General features: G+C 69.8%; 12 protein-coding genes and 4 pseudogenes. 12 read left to right on the forward strand and 4 right to left on the reverse strand.

Translation table 11 applies throughout. The features are described from left to right. Nucleotides 1–90: 90 nt before the first annotated feature. Nucleotides 91–576: pseudogene (locus tag GOBS_RS12800) on the forward strand (transposase family protein); the annotation flags it as partial. 158 nt (nucleotides 577–734) lie between these two features. On the opposite strand, the gene GOBS_RS27450 reads toward GOBS_RS12800, so the two are convergent. Continuing rightward, entirely contained in the window at nucleotides 735–881 is a 147-nt protein-coding gene (locus tag GOBS_RS27450) for a hypothetical protein (protein WP_166487379.1), read from the reverse strand. 585 nt (nucleotides 882–1,466) lie between these two features. On the opposite strand from GOBS_RS27450, the gene GOBS_RS28830 reads away from it, so the two are divergent. From GOBS_RS28830 to GOBS_RS12820, 4 genes are all read left to right on the forward strand, one after another. Further along, nucleotides 1,467–1,817 carry an ATPase, T2SS/T4P/T4SS family gene (locus GOBS_RS28830; protein WP_041241481.1) on the forward strand — a complete coding sequence of 117 codons (351 nt, stop codon included), beginning with the start codon at nucleotides 1,467–1,469 and terminating at the stop codon, nucleotides 1,815–1,817. Nucleotides 1,818–1,840: 23 nt separating this feature from the next. Further along, nucleotides 1,841–2,086, forward strand: coding sequence for a hypothetical protein (locus tag GOBS_RS27455; RefSeq protein ID WP_166487380.1), 246 nt, complete (start codon nucleotides 1,841–1,843; stop codon nucleotides 2,084–2,086). Nucleotides 2,087–2,291: 205 nt separating this feature from the next. Then, nucleotides 2,292–3,047, forward strand: a complete 756-nt coding sequence (locus tag GOBS_RS12815) for an alpha/beta fold hydrolase (RefSeq protein WP_012948697.1) — start codon at nucleotides 2,292–2,294, stop codon at nucleotides 3,045–3,047. A gap of 39 nt (nucleotides 3,048–3,086) precedes the next feature. Further along, on the forward strand, nucleotides 3,087–3,824 hold the full coding sequence (locus GOBS_RS12820; RefSeq protein WP_279432655.1) for an acetoacetate decarboxylase family protein: 738 nt from the start codon (nucleotides 3,087–3,089) through the stop codon (nucleotides 3,822–3,824). Nucleotides 3,825–4,211: 387 nt separating this feature from the next. Here GOBS_RS12820 and GOBS_RS12830 read toward each other — a convergent pair whose 3' ends face one another. Further along, a complete protein-coding gene (locus tag GOBS_RS12830) occupies nucleotides 4,212–5,582 on the reverse strand; it encodes a transglycosylase domain-containing protein (protein ID WP_424954959.1) in 1,371 nt (456 codons plus the stop codon). A gap of 57 nt (nucleotides 5,583–5,639) precedes the next feature. Continuing rightward, nucleotides 5,640–6,312: pseudogene (locus GOBS_RS29735) on the reverse strand (transglycosylase domain-containing protein); the annotation flags it as partial. Nucleotides 6,313–7,055: 743 nt separating this feature from the next. Here GOBS_RS29735 and GOBS_RS12835 point away from each other — a divergent pair. The 3 genes from GOBS_RS12835 to GOBS_RS12845 all read left to right on the forward strand — a co-directional run bounded on the left by GOBS_RS12835 (nucleotide 7,056) and on the right by GOBS_RS12845 (nucleotide 9,979). Further along, nucleotides 7,056–8,558, forward strand: coding sequence for an ArnT family glycosyltransferase (locus tag GOBS_RS12835; RefSeq protein WP_012948700.1), 1,503 nt, complete (start codon nucleotides 7,056–7,058; stop codon nucleotides 8,556–8,558). A gap of 181 nt (nucleotides 8,559–8,739) precedes the next feature. Then, nucleotides 8,740–9,057: a helix-turn-helix domain-containing protein gene (locus tag GOBS_RS12840; RefSeq protein ID WP_012948701.1), complete on the forward strand. Its 318-nt coding sequence runs from the start codon at nucleotides 8,740–8,742 to the stop codon at nucleotides 9,055–9,057. Between the two features lie 16 nt (nucleotides 9,058–9,073). Further along, on the forward strand, nucleotides 9,074–9,979 hold the full coding sequence (locus GOBS_RS12845) for an integrase core domain-containing protein (RefSeq protein WP_012948702.1): 906 nt from the start codon (nucleotides 9,074–9,076) through the stop codon (nucleotides 9,977–9,979). 227 nt (nucleotides 9,980–10,206) lie between these two features. Here GOBS_RS12845 and GOBS_RS12850 read toward each other — a convergent pair. Further along, nucleotides 10,207–11,631, reverse strand: a pseudogene (locus GOBS_RS12850) (IS1380 family transposase). Between the two features lie 74 nt (nucleotides 11,632–11,705). Between GOBS_RS12850 and GOBS_RS12855 the strand changes: the two are divergent. The 4 genes and pseudogenes from GOBS_RS12855 to GOBS_RS12865 form a co-directional block, all read left to right on the forward strand. Further along, entirely contained in the window at nucleotides 11,706–13,163 is a 1,458-nt protein-coding gene (locus GOBS_RS12855) for a family 14 glycosylhydrolase (RefSeq protein ID WP_208104288.1), read from the forward strand. Between the two features lie 277 nt (nucleotides 13,164–13,440). Further along, nucleotides 13,441–13,563 (forward strand): hypothetical protein, encoded by a 123-nt coding sequence (locus tag GOBS_RS29355; protein WP_279432615.1) that lies wholly within the window; start codon nucleotides 13,441–13,443, stop codon nucleotides 13,561–13,563. 641 nt (nucleotides 13,564–14,204) lie between these two features. Next, complete coding sequence (locus tag GOBS_RS12860; RefSeq protein ID WP_012948704.1) at nucleotides 14,205–16,337, forward strand: S8 family serine peptidase; 2,133 nt, start codon at nucleotides 14,205–14,207, stop codon at nucleotides 16,335–16,337. Nucleotides 16,338–16,649: 312 nt separating this feature from the next. Further along, nucleotides 16,650–17,024, forward strand: a pseudogene (locus tag GOBS_RS12865) (transposase); the annotation flags it as partial. Nucleotides 17,025–17,056 lie beyond the last annotated feature (32 nt).

A 17,056-nucleotide genomic window follows, 5' to 3' on the forward strand; every position in this document is an offset into this window, starting at 1 on the left:
CCCAACGGCGACCCATGGGATAGCGACCCCGAGCACCTGGACCGGGCCGCGCAGAACCTCCTGGGCGACCTCGCCCAGCTCCTCACCAGCAGCAACCCACAGCCGGCCAGCGCACTGCACCCACCGCGGGCACCCCACCCGTTGGTCGACGCGCACGGGCTGCCGTTGACCACCCTCGTCCCGGCTGCAGACCGGCACGACAGCCTGCTCGTCGGGCCGATCCAGGACTCGATGCCGACGATCAGGCGCGGTGGCCGCGGCCGACCGCGAAGGCGACCGGCCACGCTGCACCGCGACGAGGACTACGACGCCCCGCGGGTGCGCCGCTACCTCCGCCGGCGCGGGATTTCCGCCCGCATCGCCAGGATCGGCCGCGACTCCAGCGCCCGGCTGGGCCGGCACGGTTGGGTCGAACGAATCCATGGCTGGCTGCTGTCCTACAAACGTCTCGCCCTGCATTAGGACGGCAGCGCGGGGCTGCCCCTGCTTCGGTTGACCCTGTCCGGTAGGGGATGGATCGCGGCCATCACCGCGTTGGGCCGCCCGGCGATCACTCTTATCTGCGCCCGGCGCTAACGACGAACTCATGCAACGTCTCCTGATGCTGCAACGGCGCTTCTTCGTATCGACGCTTCTGATCCTGCGTCTCGGCGGCGTGTCCAGCGTTCCGCGCGGTGTGTCGCCCCATGGATTACGTGATCGGACCGGCACGCCAGAGAAGTGCCGTTGCAGTATCAGAGCTTGTCCCACGTCGTTCGCTTCTGGTGGTAGGTCAGCGTCCCGGCGAGGGTGAAGAATGCGGTGAACAACCGGGCGCGGCGTTCGTAGCGGAGCGTCGGGCGGCGGTAGCCGGCCAGTCGGGCGAGGGAGCCTCCAAACAACCCAGAGGTGCCGGCCGAGCTTGGTGCTGGTCTCCACGCCGCGGCGGGGGATCCGCGAGGTGATCGGGCGGGAGCGCAGCCAGGTGCGCATCTCCGGGATCTCCAACGCGGCTCTAGGGTGCACGGACGAGCGGTGGGAGATCCAATTGGCGGCCTCGGGTGAACATCTCGATGTTGATAAGTCGGGAAAGGAGTGCGTCCTCGACACACTCCGACCTGCCCCCTCTGCACCCCAGTACGGTCAGTGAGGTTTTCTCGCTCTCGGGGTGAAGATTGTCTTGCCAAAGGCCGATCTCCTTTTCCCGGGAGCCCGCTGTGTCTCATCGTGCCAGCCTGGATGTGTCCGCACCGGTGTTGAAGGCGGTGACCGGCTGGGTCGCCCGCCGCCGCCGGCGACCGGGATCGCGTCCGGCGCAGCGCGCCGGGACGGGCACACCCAGGTCGTGCTGGTGTTGCGCTGGCCGCGCCACCGCCTCGACGTGCGCACCCTGGCCGGCGAGGCGGGGCTGAGCATCGCCACCGCCTACCGCTACCTGCACGAGGCGCTCGACGTGATCACTGAGCACGCCCCCGATCTGGCCCGACGTGCTGGCCCGCGCCCGCCGCGGCGCGCTGCCCTTCCTGTGCCTTTACGGCACGCTGATCCCGACCGACCGGGTCGCCGCCCGCGCCGAGCGCGGGCACCACCTGTGGTACTCCGGCAAGCACCACGCCTTCGGCGGCAGCGTGCAAGTCCTGTGCAACCCCGGCGGCTTCTCGCTCCGCGTTCCGCTGCCCGACGTAGTGGCGATGCAGACCCGCCAGCCCAACCTCGAGGGCGCCGGGGAGATCCCGCTGCGCCGGCTGGTGAAGGAGGCGCTGCGGATGCGGCCCTCCCGCATCGTCGTCGGCGAGGTGCGGCAGGAGGAGTGCCTCGACCTGACGCAGTACGCCTGAACGCACACCGGACCGTGTGGAAGATGCGCGCAGACGAGGGCTCCTACAACCGCGCATGCGCTCCCGTCTGGCCAGCAGCCGTCGATGAACACCAGCCGGTGTCGGGCACCCGCGCCGATCGCCCGCCGGCGCGGCCGATCGGCGCGTCGCGCGTCCTGCCACGCCTGCTAGCGCGGCCCCAGCTCGACGACCAGCTCGGCCAGGACCTCTCGAGACAGTCCGGTCACTCGGCGATCGGCGACAGCGGCGGCACGAGCCAGGCTCCTTGACACACCACGACCCTGCCCCGTCCGTCACGAGCCAGCCGTCCCGCTAACCATGCACAAGGTCGTTAGTTCCTTCCCACACAGCTGGACCCGGTGTGCCGTTGGCGGCGAAACCCGGTTCTGCAGCAAGTGTGACTGTTGCCACACCTTGAAACCCGCCCTAGGGTCCACACCGATCACTGGTCGGTCAATGGTGACGGGAGTGAAGATGAGCAAGTTGGCATTTGTTGAGGGGACAGGCTCCGTTCGCGTCTTGGTCCTGCACGGTTGGGCGCTGGACAGCTCGATCTGGCATGCGTCCCGTGCCGAGACGAATTTAGATCGATTCACGTACGCGTACCTCGACTTCTCCGGGTACGGCCCCGACGAGGGCGTTCGTGAGCCAGCACAGGGCATCGACGGCATGGCGTCGGAGGCCTTGGCTGCCACCGATGAACTGGGATGGGACTCTTTCGCGATACTAGGCCACTCGATGGGCGGGGCGACGGCTCTGCGCGTGACCACTCTCGCTCCCGATCGCGTGTCCTCAGTCGTCGCATTGACGCCAGTGGCACCCAGTGGCACGCCGCTCGATGCGGACACCTACGAGGCTTTCCGGTCGGCCTTTCCAAATTCCGGCCCGACACTCGGTGGACTCGCTCCTTACCTCACGCCCGAGCAGCTGCGCAACATCGTGTCGCGCTCCCACCTGACCATGGACCAGAGCATCTGGGACGCGTACCTGTCCAACTGGACCGGCGCCGACTTCGCCAACAGCCTCGATCGGTACTCAGGGCCGGTGACGTTGGTCTACGGCGACAGTGATCCGTTCGTGACGAAGGAGTACCTCGCCGGAACCACTGCCGCGATGAAGCAGGCCGATTTAGTTCCGATCGCATCGGCAGGGCACTACCCGATGGTTGAGAATGCAGCAGCGGCCGTGGCTCTGTGGGAAGCCGCCCTGACCGACAAGAACGGAAAGTAGATCCTCATGTCGAAGATCCCTTACAAGGGCATGCCCCCTATGGTGTGGGCTCCGCAGCCCCCTCAGTTGATCCACAACGCACGCATGATCATCGTGGGCTACGAGGCGGACCGGACAGCTTTGGAAGAAGTGCTGCCCACGGGCCTGTCTCCCCACGCCAACAACACCATCCAGATGAACATGTACGAGATTGAAGCCGACCAGAGCAGCGGTTTCGGCGGCTTCTCCTTGACATACCTGACTGTCGAAGTCGACGGGCACGACAGCCTCGCCGGTGATGGCACTGTCGCGATCCCCGGTCGGTTCTTTGCCTACTACTGGAACAGCTCACCCCGAGTCATCGCCTACGCGCGCGAGGGAGCTGGAATCCCCGCCATGCCTGGTGTGCGCACCGGGACGGTCGACCACGGCGTGCTGACCTCGAGCCTGGTGGTGGAAGGCCAAGAGGTCATCCAACTCACGGCATCGGTGACGGACAACCCCGCCGGCCACCTGGGCGGACACTTGAACTACTACGCCCACCGCCAAATCCCGCAGCCCTTCGGCGGGTTCGCCTCACTGAGTGAGCTCATCGAGCTGCCACTGCCCTTCACCGTCGACCTGTTCGAGGCCTCGATTGACAGCCTCAAGTTCAGCTTCCCGGAGGGGCACCCGGCTGGCCGTCTAACACCGGTGTCACCACTGAACATCACGTCGTTGCTGTACGGGGATGTCACCTTCACCTACTCAATGGGGCGCGTGATCCGCGACTACCTGGAGGAGGACGCAGCGCTGTAGCCAGCAGCCGAGGGCCCGCCTGCTTCAACCCATGGGTCCGAGGCGGGCCCAGGCCATTCAGCGGCCGGTACCAGATAGACGTGGACCTGACGCACTACGGCTCAACATACACCGGCTGAAGATGCCTTCCGAGCAGCTAACGAGGGCCATGACACCTGCTTCATGCTCGCTTAACTGCGCTTACGGCATCGTCCCGCGTGTCGCGCCCGCGGCGTTGTACACGGCCTGGGCCGACAGCATGGGGTCGCCGAGCGCACCCTCGGCTGGCTGTCCTACCAACGGCTGGCCCTGCGCTACGACCGCGCCGCCGCCACCATCACCGCACCGGACCGCCCGGCGATCACTCTCCTCTGCGCCCGCCGCCACGGACGAACTCATGCACAATTTCTAGTCCTCGAAGCGGTTGTCGCGCGTGATGTCAGTGCCAGGCGTATCGCTATTCACGTCAGTAGGTGTGTTGGCGTCGGTGTTTTGGGCGGCGGTTGCTGCTGGTGGCGGTGGGTTGGGCGGGACGGTGCTGCCGGCGAGGACCGGGTCGGCTGGGGGGAAGGGCGCCATTGGGGCGTTGGTGAGGATGGGTGCCATGGCGTCGTGCCAGATGCCCGCGCCCATGCCGCCGCCCTGGCCGCCGACGTCTTGGTTTCCCTTGGGGTTGAGCACCATCACGCTGGCGGAGTACTGCGGCGTGTAGCCGGCGAAGGCGATAGAGAAGTTATTCTGCGTCGTTCCGGTTTTGCCGGCGATCTGGTGGCCGGGGACGTAGGCCGCTGCGGCGGTCTGCCCGGGGTATCCCGGCTCGACGTCCTTGCGCATCATCTGGGCGAGGGTGTTGGCCACGGCCGGCGCGACGGCTGCGGGGGTGCAGTTGTCTCCACTGCCGACCGGTTTCCCATCGGGCCCGGTCAGCGGTTCGCCGTTGCGGTCGACCACCGCGGTGACCGGTGTCGGGTCGCAGCGGGTGCCGCCGGCGGCCAGCGTGGCGTAGGCGCTGGCCAGGTCCAATGGGCTGGTGGCCTCGGCGCCGAGGGTGAACGAGCCGCGGTTTCCGCCGATGATCTGGTCCGCCGAGGACGCGGTGAAGTGCATGCCCATCCGCTCGGCGACGCGCACCGGGCCCTCGACGCTGCCGAGTGCGTCCTGCAGCGCCATGAAGTGGGTATTGGAGGACAGGTACAGCGCCTGCTCCATGTTCATCGTCCGCACGTCGGCATTGGCGAAGGCGCGCACCTCGTAGGGCCGGCCGTTGTTCGTGTAGACCCGGGAGACGTAGGGGTTGCTCGGAGTCAGGGTGTAGTCGGCGGGCAGGCCCCGTTCCAGGGCGGCGGCGGCGGTGAACACCTTGAAGGTCGATCCGGCACCCTGGCTGTAGGCGGTGTTGAGCACCACGGACTCGCAGTCGGGCTGGTCGCAGCCGTAGCGGCGGTTGACGCTCATCGCCAGCACGTGCCCGGTCCCCGGCTCCACCGCGGTGTACATGCCGGCCAGCGGGTCCCCCATGGGGAGCTGGTTGAGCACCGCCCGGTCACCGGCGACCTGCACGTCCGGGCGCAGCGTGGTCTGGATGGTCAGCCCGCCGTTGTCCAGGATGTCCCGGCTGATTCCGAGCTGCTGCAGGTACTGCTCCAGGTAGGCGCAGAAGAAGCCGCCCACGGTGGCGTCGATGCAGCCGTTCGGAGATCCCGGGCCCGGGTCGACCGCCACCGGCCGGGCGGAGGCAGCGGCCAGCCGCCGGGCGTCGATGTAGCCCGTCTCGTACATTCGCTGCAGCACCTGATTACGGCGGGTGAGGGAAGCCGCGGGGTCGGTGAGCGGATTGTCGTTGGCCGGGCTCTGCACCAGGCCGGCCAGCATCGCTGCCTGCGGCAGGGTGAGGTCCGTGGCATCCACGCTGAAGTAGCGCTGCGCGGCGGCCTGGACGCCGTAGGCCCCCTGGCCGAAGTACACCGTGTTCAGGTAGCGGGTGAGAATCTCGTCTTTGGAGTAGGCCTCCTCCAGGACAAGCGCCAGCCGCGCCTCCCGCAGCTTGCGCCCGAGGCTCCCCTCGGTGGCCGCCTGCCGCTCCTCGGCAGTATCGGCGGTCTGCGCGAGGGTCTGCTTGACCAGCTGCTGGGTAAGCGTGGACCCGCCCTGCTGCACCGAGCCCGCCGCCACGTTGGTCACCAGCGCGCGCCGTTCCCCGCACGTCCAGGCCGCTGTGCTCGTAGAACCGCGCGTCCTCGATCGCGACCATGGCCCGCTTCATCACCGGAGCGATCTCCCCCGTGGTCACCGACACGTGGTCGGTGGCGTAGAAGGTGGTGATCACCGACCCGTCGGCCGCCAGCACCCGGCTGTTGCCCCACACGCCGCCGGTCAGCTCGCCCGGCAGCTCGTCGGGCAGCGGTGCCGAGTTCCGCGCCAGCAGGCCGGCGCCGCCCACCCACGGCAGAAGTAGACCAGTCACCAGCGTCCCGGCCACCACCACCGCCACCGCCACCGCCAGCAACATCGAGGTCTTCCAGCGCGGGCGCACGTTGGAGCAACCTAGGTCACCTCACTGCCCGACGGGTTCCCGGAAGGTTTCGGAACCGGGAGGACCGGGATCCCTCGTCACCCGGTCGGCCTCCGCGAACCTGGCGGCGTACGCCGACGGGACGTCCTCGCCGGAATGGGTGCCGCGGTGCCGGCCGGCTGCAACCGATCAGCACCCGCCCGGTCGGCCGCCACGGCCACCAGTGCGCCCCCGGCGGTCCCGGCGTCCAGCGCGGCGCCGTCCCCCAGCGCCTTCCACCGCCGGGACGCCGCAGGAGGTGCTGGCCCGCTCGACGGTGCCGGTGCTCTGCTTCCACCAACTGCGTGAGTTCCGACCCGACGACAGCGCCTACGCCCCGCACAATGAATACGTCGCCACCGGTGTTCGTCGCCCAGATGCAGGCGCTGCGCGACGGTGGGTGCACGCCGGTCACCGCCGCCGCCCTCGTCCTGCTTCACCACGTGCACGACCGCACCACATGATCAAGAGCCAGACTGCGCCGTTACTGGGAATGGCTCAGTAGCAGGCTGGCCGGTGCGCGGCTGCGGGGTCGAGGTCAGATGACGGACCCAGGCGTCGACAAGGTGGCGCTCGGCTGCGAAAGGGTGCACGCCGAGATGCGCACCAGGCAGCCCACGCCTCAAGGTCGCGGCGGTAGACCGTCGCGGTGCGAGTTGGGGAGACCTAGCCGCAGGCGCCGACAGCCCTACGGTCGTCATGTGGCCGTGCTGGTGACCTCGCCCCGCCTCGTGACATCGCGCCCGCCCCTCGCCACGCTCCGACTAGTCGGGCTGGCCGCGGCGGTCGGGCTGGTGCTCGTCGCCCTCGCCGGTCGGTACGGCTACCACCGCGACGAGCTGTACTTCCTGCGTGCCGGTCGGGAGGTGGCGTTCGGGTACGTGGACCAGCCGCCGCTGACCCCCCTGCTGGCCGCGGCGATGGACTTCCTGGCTCCGGGGTCGCTCGTCGCCCTCCGCCTGCCGTCGGCCGTGGCGGCCGGTGCGGTCGTGGTGCTCACCGGGCTGATCGCCCGCGAGCTCGGCGGCGACCGCGGCGCGCAGCTGCTGGCGGCCGCGTCTGTGGCGGTGTCGGCCGTCCTCCTCGCCGTCGGCCACCTGCTGTCGACGGCGACGTTCGACCTGCTCGGCTGGACGGCGCTGTCCTGGCTGCTCGTCCGCGCACTCCGCGACGGCGGACCGGTCTGGCTGCTGGTCGGGACGGTCGCCGGCGTCGCGCTGCAGAACAAGCTCCTGCCCGCGTTCCTGCTCGCCGCGGTGCTGGCCGGTCTGCTCCTCGTCGGGCCGGGGCGGGTGTTCCGGTCACCGTGGCCGTGGTTGGGCGGGTTGCTCGCCTTCGTGCTGTGGACGCCGAACCTCGTCTGGCAGGCGACGCACGGCTGGCCCCAGCTGGCGCTCGCCGAGGCCATCGCGGCCGGCAGCTCTGGCAGCTCCGAACCCTGGTACCTCTTTCTGCCCTTCCAGCTGGTGCTCGTCAGCCCGGCGCTGGTCCCGGTGTGGGCGCTGGGCTGGTGGCGGCTGGCCCGCGACCCCGGCCTGCGGACCTGGCGGGCCTTCGCCGTGGCCTATCCGCTGCTCGCGGTGGTGTTCCTGGTGACCGGCGGTAAGCCCTACTACCTCGTCGGCCTTTACCCCGTGCTGCTCGCCGCTGGCGCTCCGCCGGTCCTCGCGTGGGCCCGCCGGGGCGGGCGGCGGGTCCGCGCGGTGCTCGTTCCGCCGCTGGCCCTGAGCTTGGTGGCCAACGCGCTGCTCATGCTGCCCCTGGTTCCTGTGGGCAGCCTGGCCGCCACCCCGGTCCCCGACGTGCACTACGACGCCGGGGAACAGGTGGGCTGGCCCAGCCTTGCCGCCACGGTGCAGCGGACCGGGGACGGTCTCCCAGCGGGTGCGCGGGTCGCCGTCCTGACCGCGAACTACGGCCAGGCCGGGGCCGTGGACCGCTTCGCGCCCGACCTCGCGCCGGCGTACAGCGGCCACAACGCGTACTGGACCTGGGGCCCGCCGCCGGAAGACGCCGACGTCGTCATCGCAGTCGGACTTTCCGAGGAGCAGCTGTCGCGCTGGTTCGGTCGGGTGGAGCCGGCCGCGCGGGTCGACAACGGGGTCGGCCTCGACAACGACGAGCAGGGCGTACCCGTCTGGACGGTGACCGAGCGGCGGGTCCCCTGGTCAGAAATCTGGCCGCAGCTGCGCCGACTGGGCTGAGCTACGGGACGGCGGCGTCCACGTCCCCCAGCTCCGGGCAGTCACTGCGCACCGGTCTGCGGCAGCGGCGGAAACGCCTCGGCCGCGGTTGGTGTTCCGGCGGCGGTAGGGAGTATCGCGCGTCAAGATTCTTGGCAGAGGTCGCTTGTTGTCCCTCTGACCAGCCTGGAGTCTGAATCTCGTGCCTCGCCCACCGTCTCTACCGCCGGCGGAGAAGCAGCGCCTCATCCTGTCGATCCTGGCCGGGGGGATGACCGTCGCGGCCGCCGCGCGGCAGGCCGAGGTCTCCGAGCAGTCGGTCGGGAACTGGAAGCGTCAGTTCCTCGAGGCCGGCGCCGCCGGGCTGGCCGCCGGCTCGGGGAAGCCCTCCACCCGCGAGCAGCAGCTGGAGGCCGAGGTCGCCGAGCTGACCACCGCGCTGGGTGAGGCCGCGGTCGAGCTGCGGGTGTGGAAGAAGTCCGCCGAGCACCGCCTGGGCCCTTCGAAGACCTCGAGGTGATCCGCGTTAAGGCGGCATGTCGACCACGAGGTTCTGCCGCCTCATCGACATGCCCGAACGGATCTGGCGCCGCCGCCAGGCCCGCGGCCGGGCCGGGATGCCGGTCAAGGGGCCGTGGCCGATGCCCGTGGCCGAGGCTGTGGAGGCGGTGGTGGTCAAGCACGCCGAGGCTCATCCGGCCTGGGGTCACCGCAAGGTGTGGGCGATGGCCCGCTTCGACGGCCATCGGCTCTCCCCGGCGACGGTGCTGCGGATCATGCGTCGCCGCGGGCTGCTGCTGGAGGCCGCCTACCAGCGCGAACGCCGCCAGCCGGCCGCTGCCCGCAAGCCCGCATTCGTGACCCCGCCGAGCGGCGCTAATCAGGTGTGGCAGTTGGACTTCTCCGAGTTCGAGACCACTACCGGCGGCACGTGGCGGCTGGCCGGCTGCCGGGACTACTGGTCCAAGTACGAGTTCGGCTGGCATCTGTCACCGACGGCGAACCAGCATGATGCGATCGCCGCGATCGAGCTGGCCATCGCCGAAGCCGAGCGGCTGGCCGGCGGACCGCTGGCCGATGCGCTCACCGACACCACCACCGGTAAGCTGCGGCCGATCACGATCGTGACCGACAACGGCGGGCCGTTCCGGTCTTTTCGGTTCGAGGCGTTTATCGCCGCCCGCCCTGAGCTGCACCACGTCCGCACCCGAGTGCGGACGCCCGGTCAGAACGGCACCAGAGAGCGGGGTATCGGCACCCTGAAGTACGAGTGGCTCTACCGGAAAGACATCGACCACGCTATCGCCCTGGCCGACCACGCCGAGGCCTACCGGATCGACTACAACACCGTCCGCCCGCACGAGGCGATCGCGTTCAACCGCCCCTACCAGGTCCACACCGGCGCCGCCGACCCGGCGATCCCCAACTTTGATCGCGCCTGATCCCTGCCACCTACTTGACGCGGGACAAGCCATTCCCAGTAACGGCTTGGGGCTGTTAGCCCGGATCTTTCATGGTCATGATCATTCCGATGGTCGTCGGGGGGTTCGGGCCCCGCGTCGGCGTGAGGCTGGCATGTGGGTGTGACGGTTCGGCCGAGGTCGCTCGGATGGGCGCCGGTTCCACGGTCCGGTCATCGCTGCGGTCGCTGGGATGGATGAGGCCGGGGTCAGCCCGGCGCTGGAGTCGCGACTGGCCCGCCCAGCCGGGCGAGCGCGTCGAGGGCCTGTAGGGCGAGGGCGGTGAAGGGCGCGGTGGCGGCCAGGTGCAGCAGCCGGCGGCGGCCGGTGCGGGCGTGCCGTGCCGGGATGGGAGAGCAGTCGCAAGCGCAGCCGCTTGGGCTCCCAGCGGCGGGCCTCGTGGCCGGTCAGGGCGCGGGTCTGCATCCAGGCGACCAAATCAGCGGCGAGTGCCACGAGGGCGCACCAGATCTCGTTCTGGGCGAAGTCGTGCAGCGGCAGGTTGGTCAGGCCGGTGTCCTTGGCGGCGCGGATGCGGTCCTCGGCGCGGGCCCGGCGGCGGTGCCGCAGCTCCAGATCGGCCAGCTGCCCGCGAGCGGTGTTGGTGACAAAGGCGGTGATCCGCATGCCCTCGATGTCGGTGATCCGCAGCTGAGCGCCGGGGTGCGGGCGTTCCTTGCGCACGATCAGCCGCATCCCCGTAGGCCAGCTCGTGAGGTCGAACAGCCCGGTCACCTCAGCGACGAACGCGCCGGGACGGACCTGCCGATCGGCGTCGTAGGCCGGCGTCCACGCGTCGTCGGGGATGCTGGCCAACTTCTTCTGGATCGAGGCCAGGTCACCGGGCAGGGAGAACCCGACCGAGTAGGACAACCGGCGGCGGGTCAGCCAGGCAGCAGCTCATGGGTGCCGCCGGCCCCGTCGATGCGGACCAGCACGTTCTTCCCGGGACGTCGAGTGCCCGGCAGCTGGGCCAGTGCGGCCCGCAGCACGGCGATGTGGTCGGTGACGGTGTTCGAGCCGGCGTTGCCCGCCCGCAGTCCGAACGCCAGCGGCTCTCCGGTCCCCTCGGACCCGTGGTCGACGAACGCCCACAGCGGATGAAAGCCGAAGCCGCGCTTGAGCGTCGGCGCCGCGGACTCCTTCTCCGAGTGTGCGGTGACCAGGGTGGCGTCCACGTCGATCATCAGCGGCCGGGAGGCGTTCGTGTCGTGGTCAGGGGCGTGGTCGCCGGCCAGCGACCAGGCCCTGGCCCGCGCGGTCGCCCGCGCCGAGGCGATCGCGGCCAACGCCGCCGGGGCATCGGCGGCCAGGCGATCGATCAGCCGGGACACCATCGGATCCGACGCCACCGGGCCGAACACCTCCGGCGCGGCCCGCAGCTGCGCCAGATCGGCCAGACAGTCTCCGCCGACCGCCAGGCTGACGGCCAGATCCAGCAGGATCTTGCCCGGATCATGGCGAGCCATCGGCCGCCGCCACGGCTCGAGCGCCTGAGCGAGCGCGGTGTCGAGACCGACGGCCTCCGCAGCGCGGAGCAGCAGGACCGCCCCGGCGTTCGGCACGACGCTCGACCCGTGCCCGTCGACGGTCAGACGCGGGTCGGCGGGCGGCCTGAACCGCGTGTCCGGCAGGACACACCGCGGGAACGATGCCAACCGGGGACTTCCCTGTGACCCGGAGCGACGGGCTGGCAGCATGCCGCGGTGTGAGGCACGCCACAGTCATGCTCGCCGTCCTCAGTCTGCTTCTCGCCGGCGCCGGCGCCGGCGCCGCCCAGGCCGCGCCCGCGGACGGCCCGGTGCCCCCCGGTCCGGTGGCGCTGGACAACCCGAAGTTCTCCGCCAACGTGATGGCACCGCTGCAGGTGACCGACTGGGCGGCGTTCGAGGCCGAGCTCGAGACCGTGGCCGCTTACGGCGTGGACGCCGTGAGCGTCGACGTGTGGTGGGGGGACGTCGAGGGTGCGGCGGACAACCGGTTCGACTGGAGTTACTACGACCGGGTCTTCGACCTGATCACGTCCAAGGGTCTGGACCTCGCGCCGATCCTGTCCTTCCACCAGGCCGGCGGCAACGTCGGTGACGACTACACCAGCCTGCTGCCGTCGTGGCTGTGGCCCAAGTACGCCGGCGTCAGCTACCACGGCATCCAGCTCGGCCCGACAGGACTCCAGCACCAGAGCGAGCAAGGGAACTACAGCGCCGAGAGCGTGCAGGGCTGGGCCGACCAGGTGGTAACAGACGAGTACCGGGACTTCACCGAGGCGTTCGAGCAGCAGTACGGGGACGTCTACGCCGACGAGGTGGTGGAGGTCAACGTCTCGCTCGGTCCGTCCGGCGAGCTGAGGTACCCCTCCTACAACCAGCACGACGAGGGCACCGGTTACCCGAGCCGGGGCGCACTGCAGGCCTACTCCCCACTGGCCGTGCAGGACCTCCGCAGCCAGATGCTGCACCAGTACGGCTCCCTCGAGGCGATCAACCGCGCCTGGGGGACCGACCTCGCGTCGGTGCAGGAGATCGGCCCGCCGGTGGACGCCGACGCCTTCTTCGCCGGCCTGGACTACCTGGACACGCAGTACGGCCGCGACTTCGTGGACTGGTACAACGGCTCGCTCGTTGAGCACGGTGAGCGCGTGCTGTGGACGGTCATCGGCTCCCTCGGCGAGGACTTCCCCGAGGCCGACATCGGCTACAAGGTGCCGGGCATCCACTGGTCGATGACCAACCCCGCCCACCCGCGGGCCGCCGAGGTGACCACCGGCCTGATCCAGACCAGCGTCGACCTCGACTCCTGGGCGACCGGGCACGGCTACCAGCGGGTCGTCGAGCTGGCCAACCGGTTCGACGGCGGACCCCGCGAGGTGGTCATGCACTTCACCGCGCTGGAGATGGACGACGACCCGGTGGAGCCCGCGTACTCGCTGGCGCAGACGCTGGTCGGCTGGATCGGCGACTACGCCTACCGCGCCGGCGTCGAGCTCAAGGGCGAGAACGCGCTCGCCGGCGGGGTCGCGTCCGAGGAGGGCTGGGACAACATCAACGAGGCCTTCGAGACGTGGGGTTACCTCGGGCTGACCGTGCTCCGGATCGGTGACGTCTCCTCGGGCACCGGGGCCCGCCGGTACGCCGAGTTCATCGCGACGTACAGCCCCGACATCTGACCCCCCGGCGGCGGCACTGCTCCAGTGCGGTCAGTGCGGTCGGCCGGATAGCAGGGACCGCCGGTGGCCGTTGAGAGGGACTGCTACCGGTTCAGTTGACTGCGTGCCTGTGGGGCTGCGGCCCGCGCTGGCAGAACAAGATCCGCGCGGGAACGAAGGCTACTTGGGCGGTGGCCGGGCAGCCAGATTAGACGTGTCCTAACCGTCACTTTGACCTGGCACTGGCCGCCGCGTTGCGGGCAGCCGACCGGGCGTGCAGGCGGAGGCGGTTGGCCGGATGTTGCTCGTAGAGGAGCTCGGGCGCGACGGCTCGGTGTGGACCTTGCAGCCCGCCGCGCTGGCGCGGCGGGCGCCGGGCGGTCGCCGTCCCCGCGTAAACGAGGGGGACGAGGGCTGGTAGACACCGATCCGCTCGAGCACCTGCTCCATGCCCATGGCGTAGTCCTCGACCTCGGTGACGTTCTCGGCCGTCGCACGACCGTCATCGGCCCGATTGCCACAGTCGGGCGGACACGCCGCAGCCAAGGAGAATAGCTGCGGCTGTAGTACTGAATCTAGTGCCCGTCGACCGGCCGCGGCGTCCACCTCAGCGCTGACCCGGCATCCGCGGAACTGCGATCCGGCCGCGGCGCCGTTGCCAGCCAGGAGGGTGCGTCAGGACGGACGACGCCACCCCTGTGACCGCGTCACGGTTACCACGTCCCGGCACACGGATTGGGCAGACAATAAGACCTTCCCCGGAAGGCTTGACAGGCCGGTTTGACCTGCGAGAACGCATGGAGCGGGTGACGGGAACCGAACCCGCATGGCCAGCTCGGGAGGCGGACCCTGTGGAGTTGTCTGCACTGGTCCAGGACTTGCAGGACCCTCTAATCCGCCGGTTGCCAGAATGCTGCAGGTCATCGCCTGAGCGAGGTGCTGTTCCCACCTGTCTGTCACGCGTGGTCGCGGGAGCTCAGGTGATGACGTGGTGACGGCGCCGTGATGCCTTGTCCGAATCCTCGCTGGATACGCGCACGGACCAGTTTGAGAGGATCAACCATGACGAGCGATGTGACCCCTGAGGGAGCGCGTGAGGACAGGCAGCGGTCGTACTGGGCCGCCGGCGATCGGGTGGAGCTTAACCCGTCGTCGGTTTTCGTCGCCGTCCGCGAGGCACCGGGCGAGGAGCAGGGAACGGCGGCCGTCGCCGAGCGGATGGCCGGGATGGCCGGGGCCGGGCAGGTGATCCCGCTACCGGATCGAGGTCTCGTGCTCGTTCGAGCCGAGAGCGGCCCGGCCACCGCCACCCGCTCGACGGAGGGGCTCCGCCTAGCCGTTGAGCAGGACCAGCACGTCGCCAGCGGGCCCACCGTGTTCGAAACGGCCAGTGCTCCCGGCGTCTACCTCGTGCCCGCCGGCGAGGTGATCGTGAAGTTCCGCGAGGGCACGGACGGCGATGCCGCCCAGGCCGTCCTGGCCCGTCACGGCGCCACCGTGGTGCAGACCGATCACCCGGAGCCCGGCGCCCTCATCGTGCACGTGGACGACGACGACTCGGCCCTCGACGCGGCCAACGCCCTCCACGACGAGGAGCTCGTCGAGTACGCCGAGCCCAACTTCGTGCAGATCACCCGGCCTCCCGGCCCCGCCAGCCAGCTCCTCAACGGCGTGTCCGCTCCGGCGCGTCCAGTCGACGACCTGAGCGCGCTCGTGAGCACGGACCGCGCAACCCGGGACGGCCGGCTCGCCGACCCCGGGTTCGTCTCCCAGTGGGGGCTGACCAAGATTCGTGCTACCGAGGCATGGGACATCACGACCGGCAGCAGTGCGGTCAGCGTCGCGGTGATCGACGAGGGGAACGACCTCACCCACGAGGACATCTCCTATCGCCTGCTCGGTTTCGACGCCTACGACGGCGACAACGACCCGACCCCCAGCGGCAACGACGCCCACGGAACGGCGTGCGGCGGGATCGTGTCGATGAGGAAGGACAACGACAAGGGCGGCGTCGGGGTGGCACCGAGCTCACCCGTGCTTCCCGTGCGCATCGCCAAGGGCGTCGGAGGTGGCGACTGGGACACCGACAGCGCCAAGGTCGCCAACGGCATCCGGACCGCGGTGGACCGGGGGGCCGACGTCCTGTCGAACAGCTACCGCGTGGCGCCCAGCACGGCGGTGGCCAACGCCTTCCAGTACGCGGCCACGAACGGCCGTGGAGGCCTCGGCTGCGCCATGGCGGCGGCCGCCGGCAACGACGACGTGCTCGGCGTCATCTTCCCGGCCCGGCTGTCGCCGTCCGTCAGGGGACTCCTGGCCGTTGGGGCCTCAAACGAGTGGGACCAGCGCAAGAGCAAGACCAGCCTCGACGGAGAGACCTGGTGGGGCTCGAACTGGGGACCGGAGGTCGACATCGTCGCCCCCGGTGTGCACATCTACACAACCGACATCACGGGCGGAGCCGGCTACGGCGGCGGCAACTATGTGACCGACTTCAACGGCACGTCGTCCGCCACTCCCCACGTCGCCGGAGTCGCCGCTCTGATCCTCTCAGTCGACCCCCAGCTGCGCGGCTGGGAGGTCGAGGACATCCTCAAGCTGACCGCACGCGATCTCGGCACGCCCGGCCGGGATCAGTTCACCGGCTTCGGACGCGTCGACGCTCGCGCCGCCCTCGAGGCGGCCAGTCGGCTCTGGTGCGAGGTCGTCCCGGCGGTCGAATTCATCTCTGGCAAGGCGTTTATGCGGGTCAACGCTCGCCTCTACAACCCGGGGATCAACACCGTGCGAGTCGACTCGTTCACCCTGACCTCCCACACGGCCGACGGGGCAAACGAGATCGACCGGTTCGAGTACCGGCCCAACCCAGGTGACGTCCTCCTGCCGCGCAGCGGCCAGGACGTGCGGTTCAACCAGCTGCTGCTCAAGGCCAACGGAACGCCTGATGCATGGTCCTACCGGTGGGCCGCGAGTTGGACCTACACGTTCTGGCGGCCCTCGACCCCCGGATTCCCGCTCAATGTCGGCATGGTGAGCCTCGACGAGGCCATGGCCGGACCCCAGGGCCGAGGCGAGGGTCAGTCGCGGGACGAGTCCAGCGGCTCGGTGGCAGCCACGCAGGACGGTGCTGTCTCGGCCGCGGATGAGGCCGTCCGCCTGACCGGCAAGCGCACCATCACCATCACCATCGACTGATCCTGACCGGCCCGTCAGAAGCCGAAGGGGTGGGGGCCGAGCCTGCGCTTCGCGGCTCGGCCCCCACCGTTCTTCCTCCAGTCCGCGGGCTCAGTGGACCAATCGACACGCAGGCAAACTGCGGCTACTCGTCATCCTCTTCTTCGTCGTCATCAGCGACGGCGACAGGGGGAGCGGACGGGATAGCGGGGAGCGCATTTGGAGACGCCCCGTGGCTGCACGGGCGTACTTGACGACGCCGTCATGCAGCCGACTCCGGTCCGAGCCGGAAACCACAACTGGGCGGGCGGAGTCGACAGGGTCACCGAGGTCAAGCTCGACGAACGCCAGGTGCTCATGGCCGTCCTCGACCACGACGCCGAGCTGCTCGCCGACCGTCCCGGGTTGCTGCTCATTGCCGACAAGGGCTACGTCTCCGCCGAGCTCGACCGCTACCTGACCGACCACGGCATCGGCTTGCTACGCCCGTCCTACCGCAACCGCACGCCCCGCCCCGGACAGCGGCTGCTCGCGCCGATCCGCCAGCTCATCGAATCGGTCCACGACACGCTCAAAGGCCAGCTCGACCTGGAACTGCACGGCGGCCGCAGCCTGGCCGGGGTCACCGCCCGGGTCGCCCAGCGCCTGCTCGCCCTGACCGCCGCGATCTGGCACAACCGCGCCACCGGCCAGCCCGTCACAAGGTGACGTCCCGCTGAGTGGTGGATGTAGTCCTCACC

This window comes from Geodermatophilus obscurus DSM 43160, from assembly GCF_000025345.1.
GTDB classification, from domain to species: domain Bacteria; phylum Actinomycetota; class Actinomycetes; order Mycobacteriales; family Geodermatophilaceae; genus Geodermatophilus; species Geodermatophilus obscurus.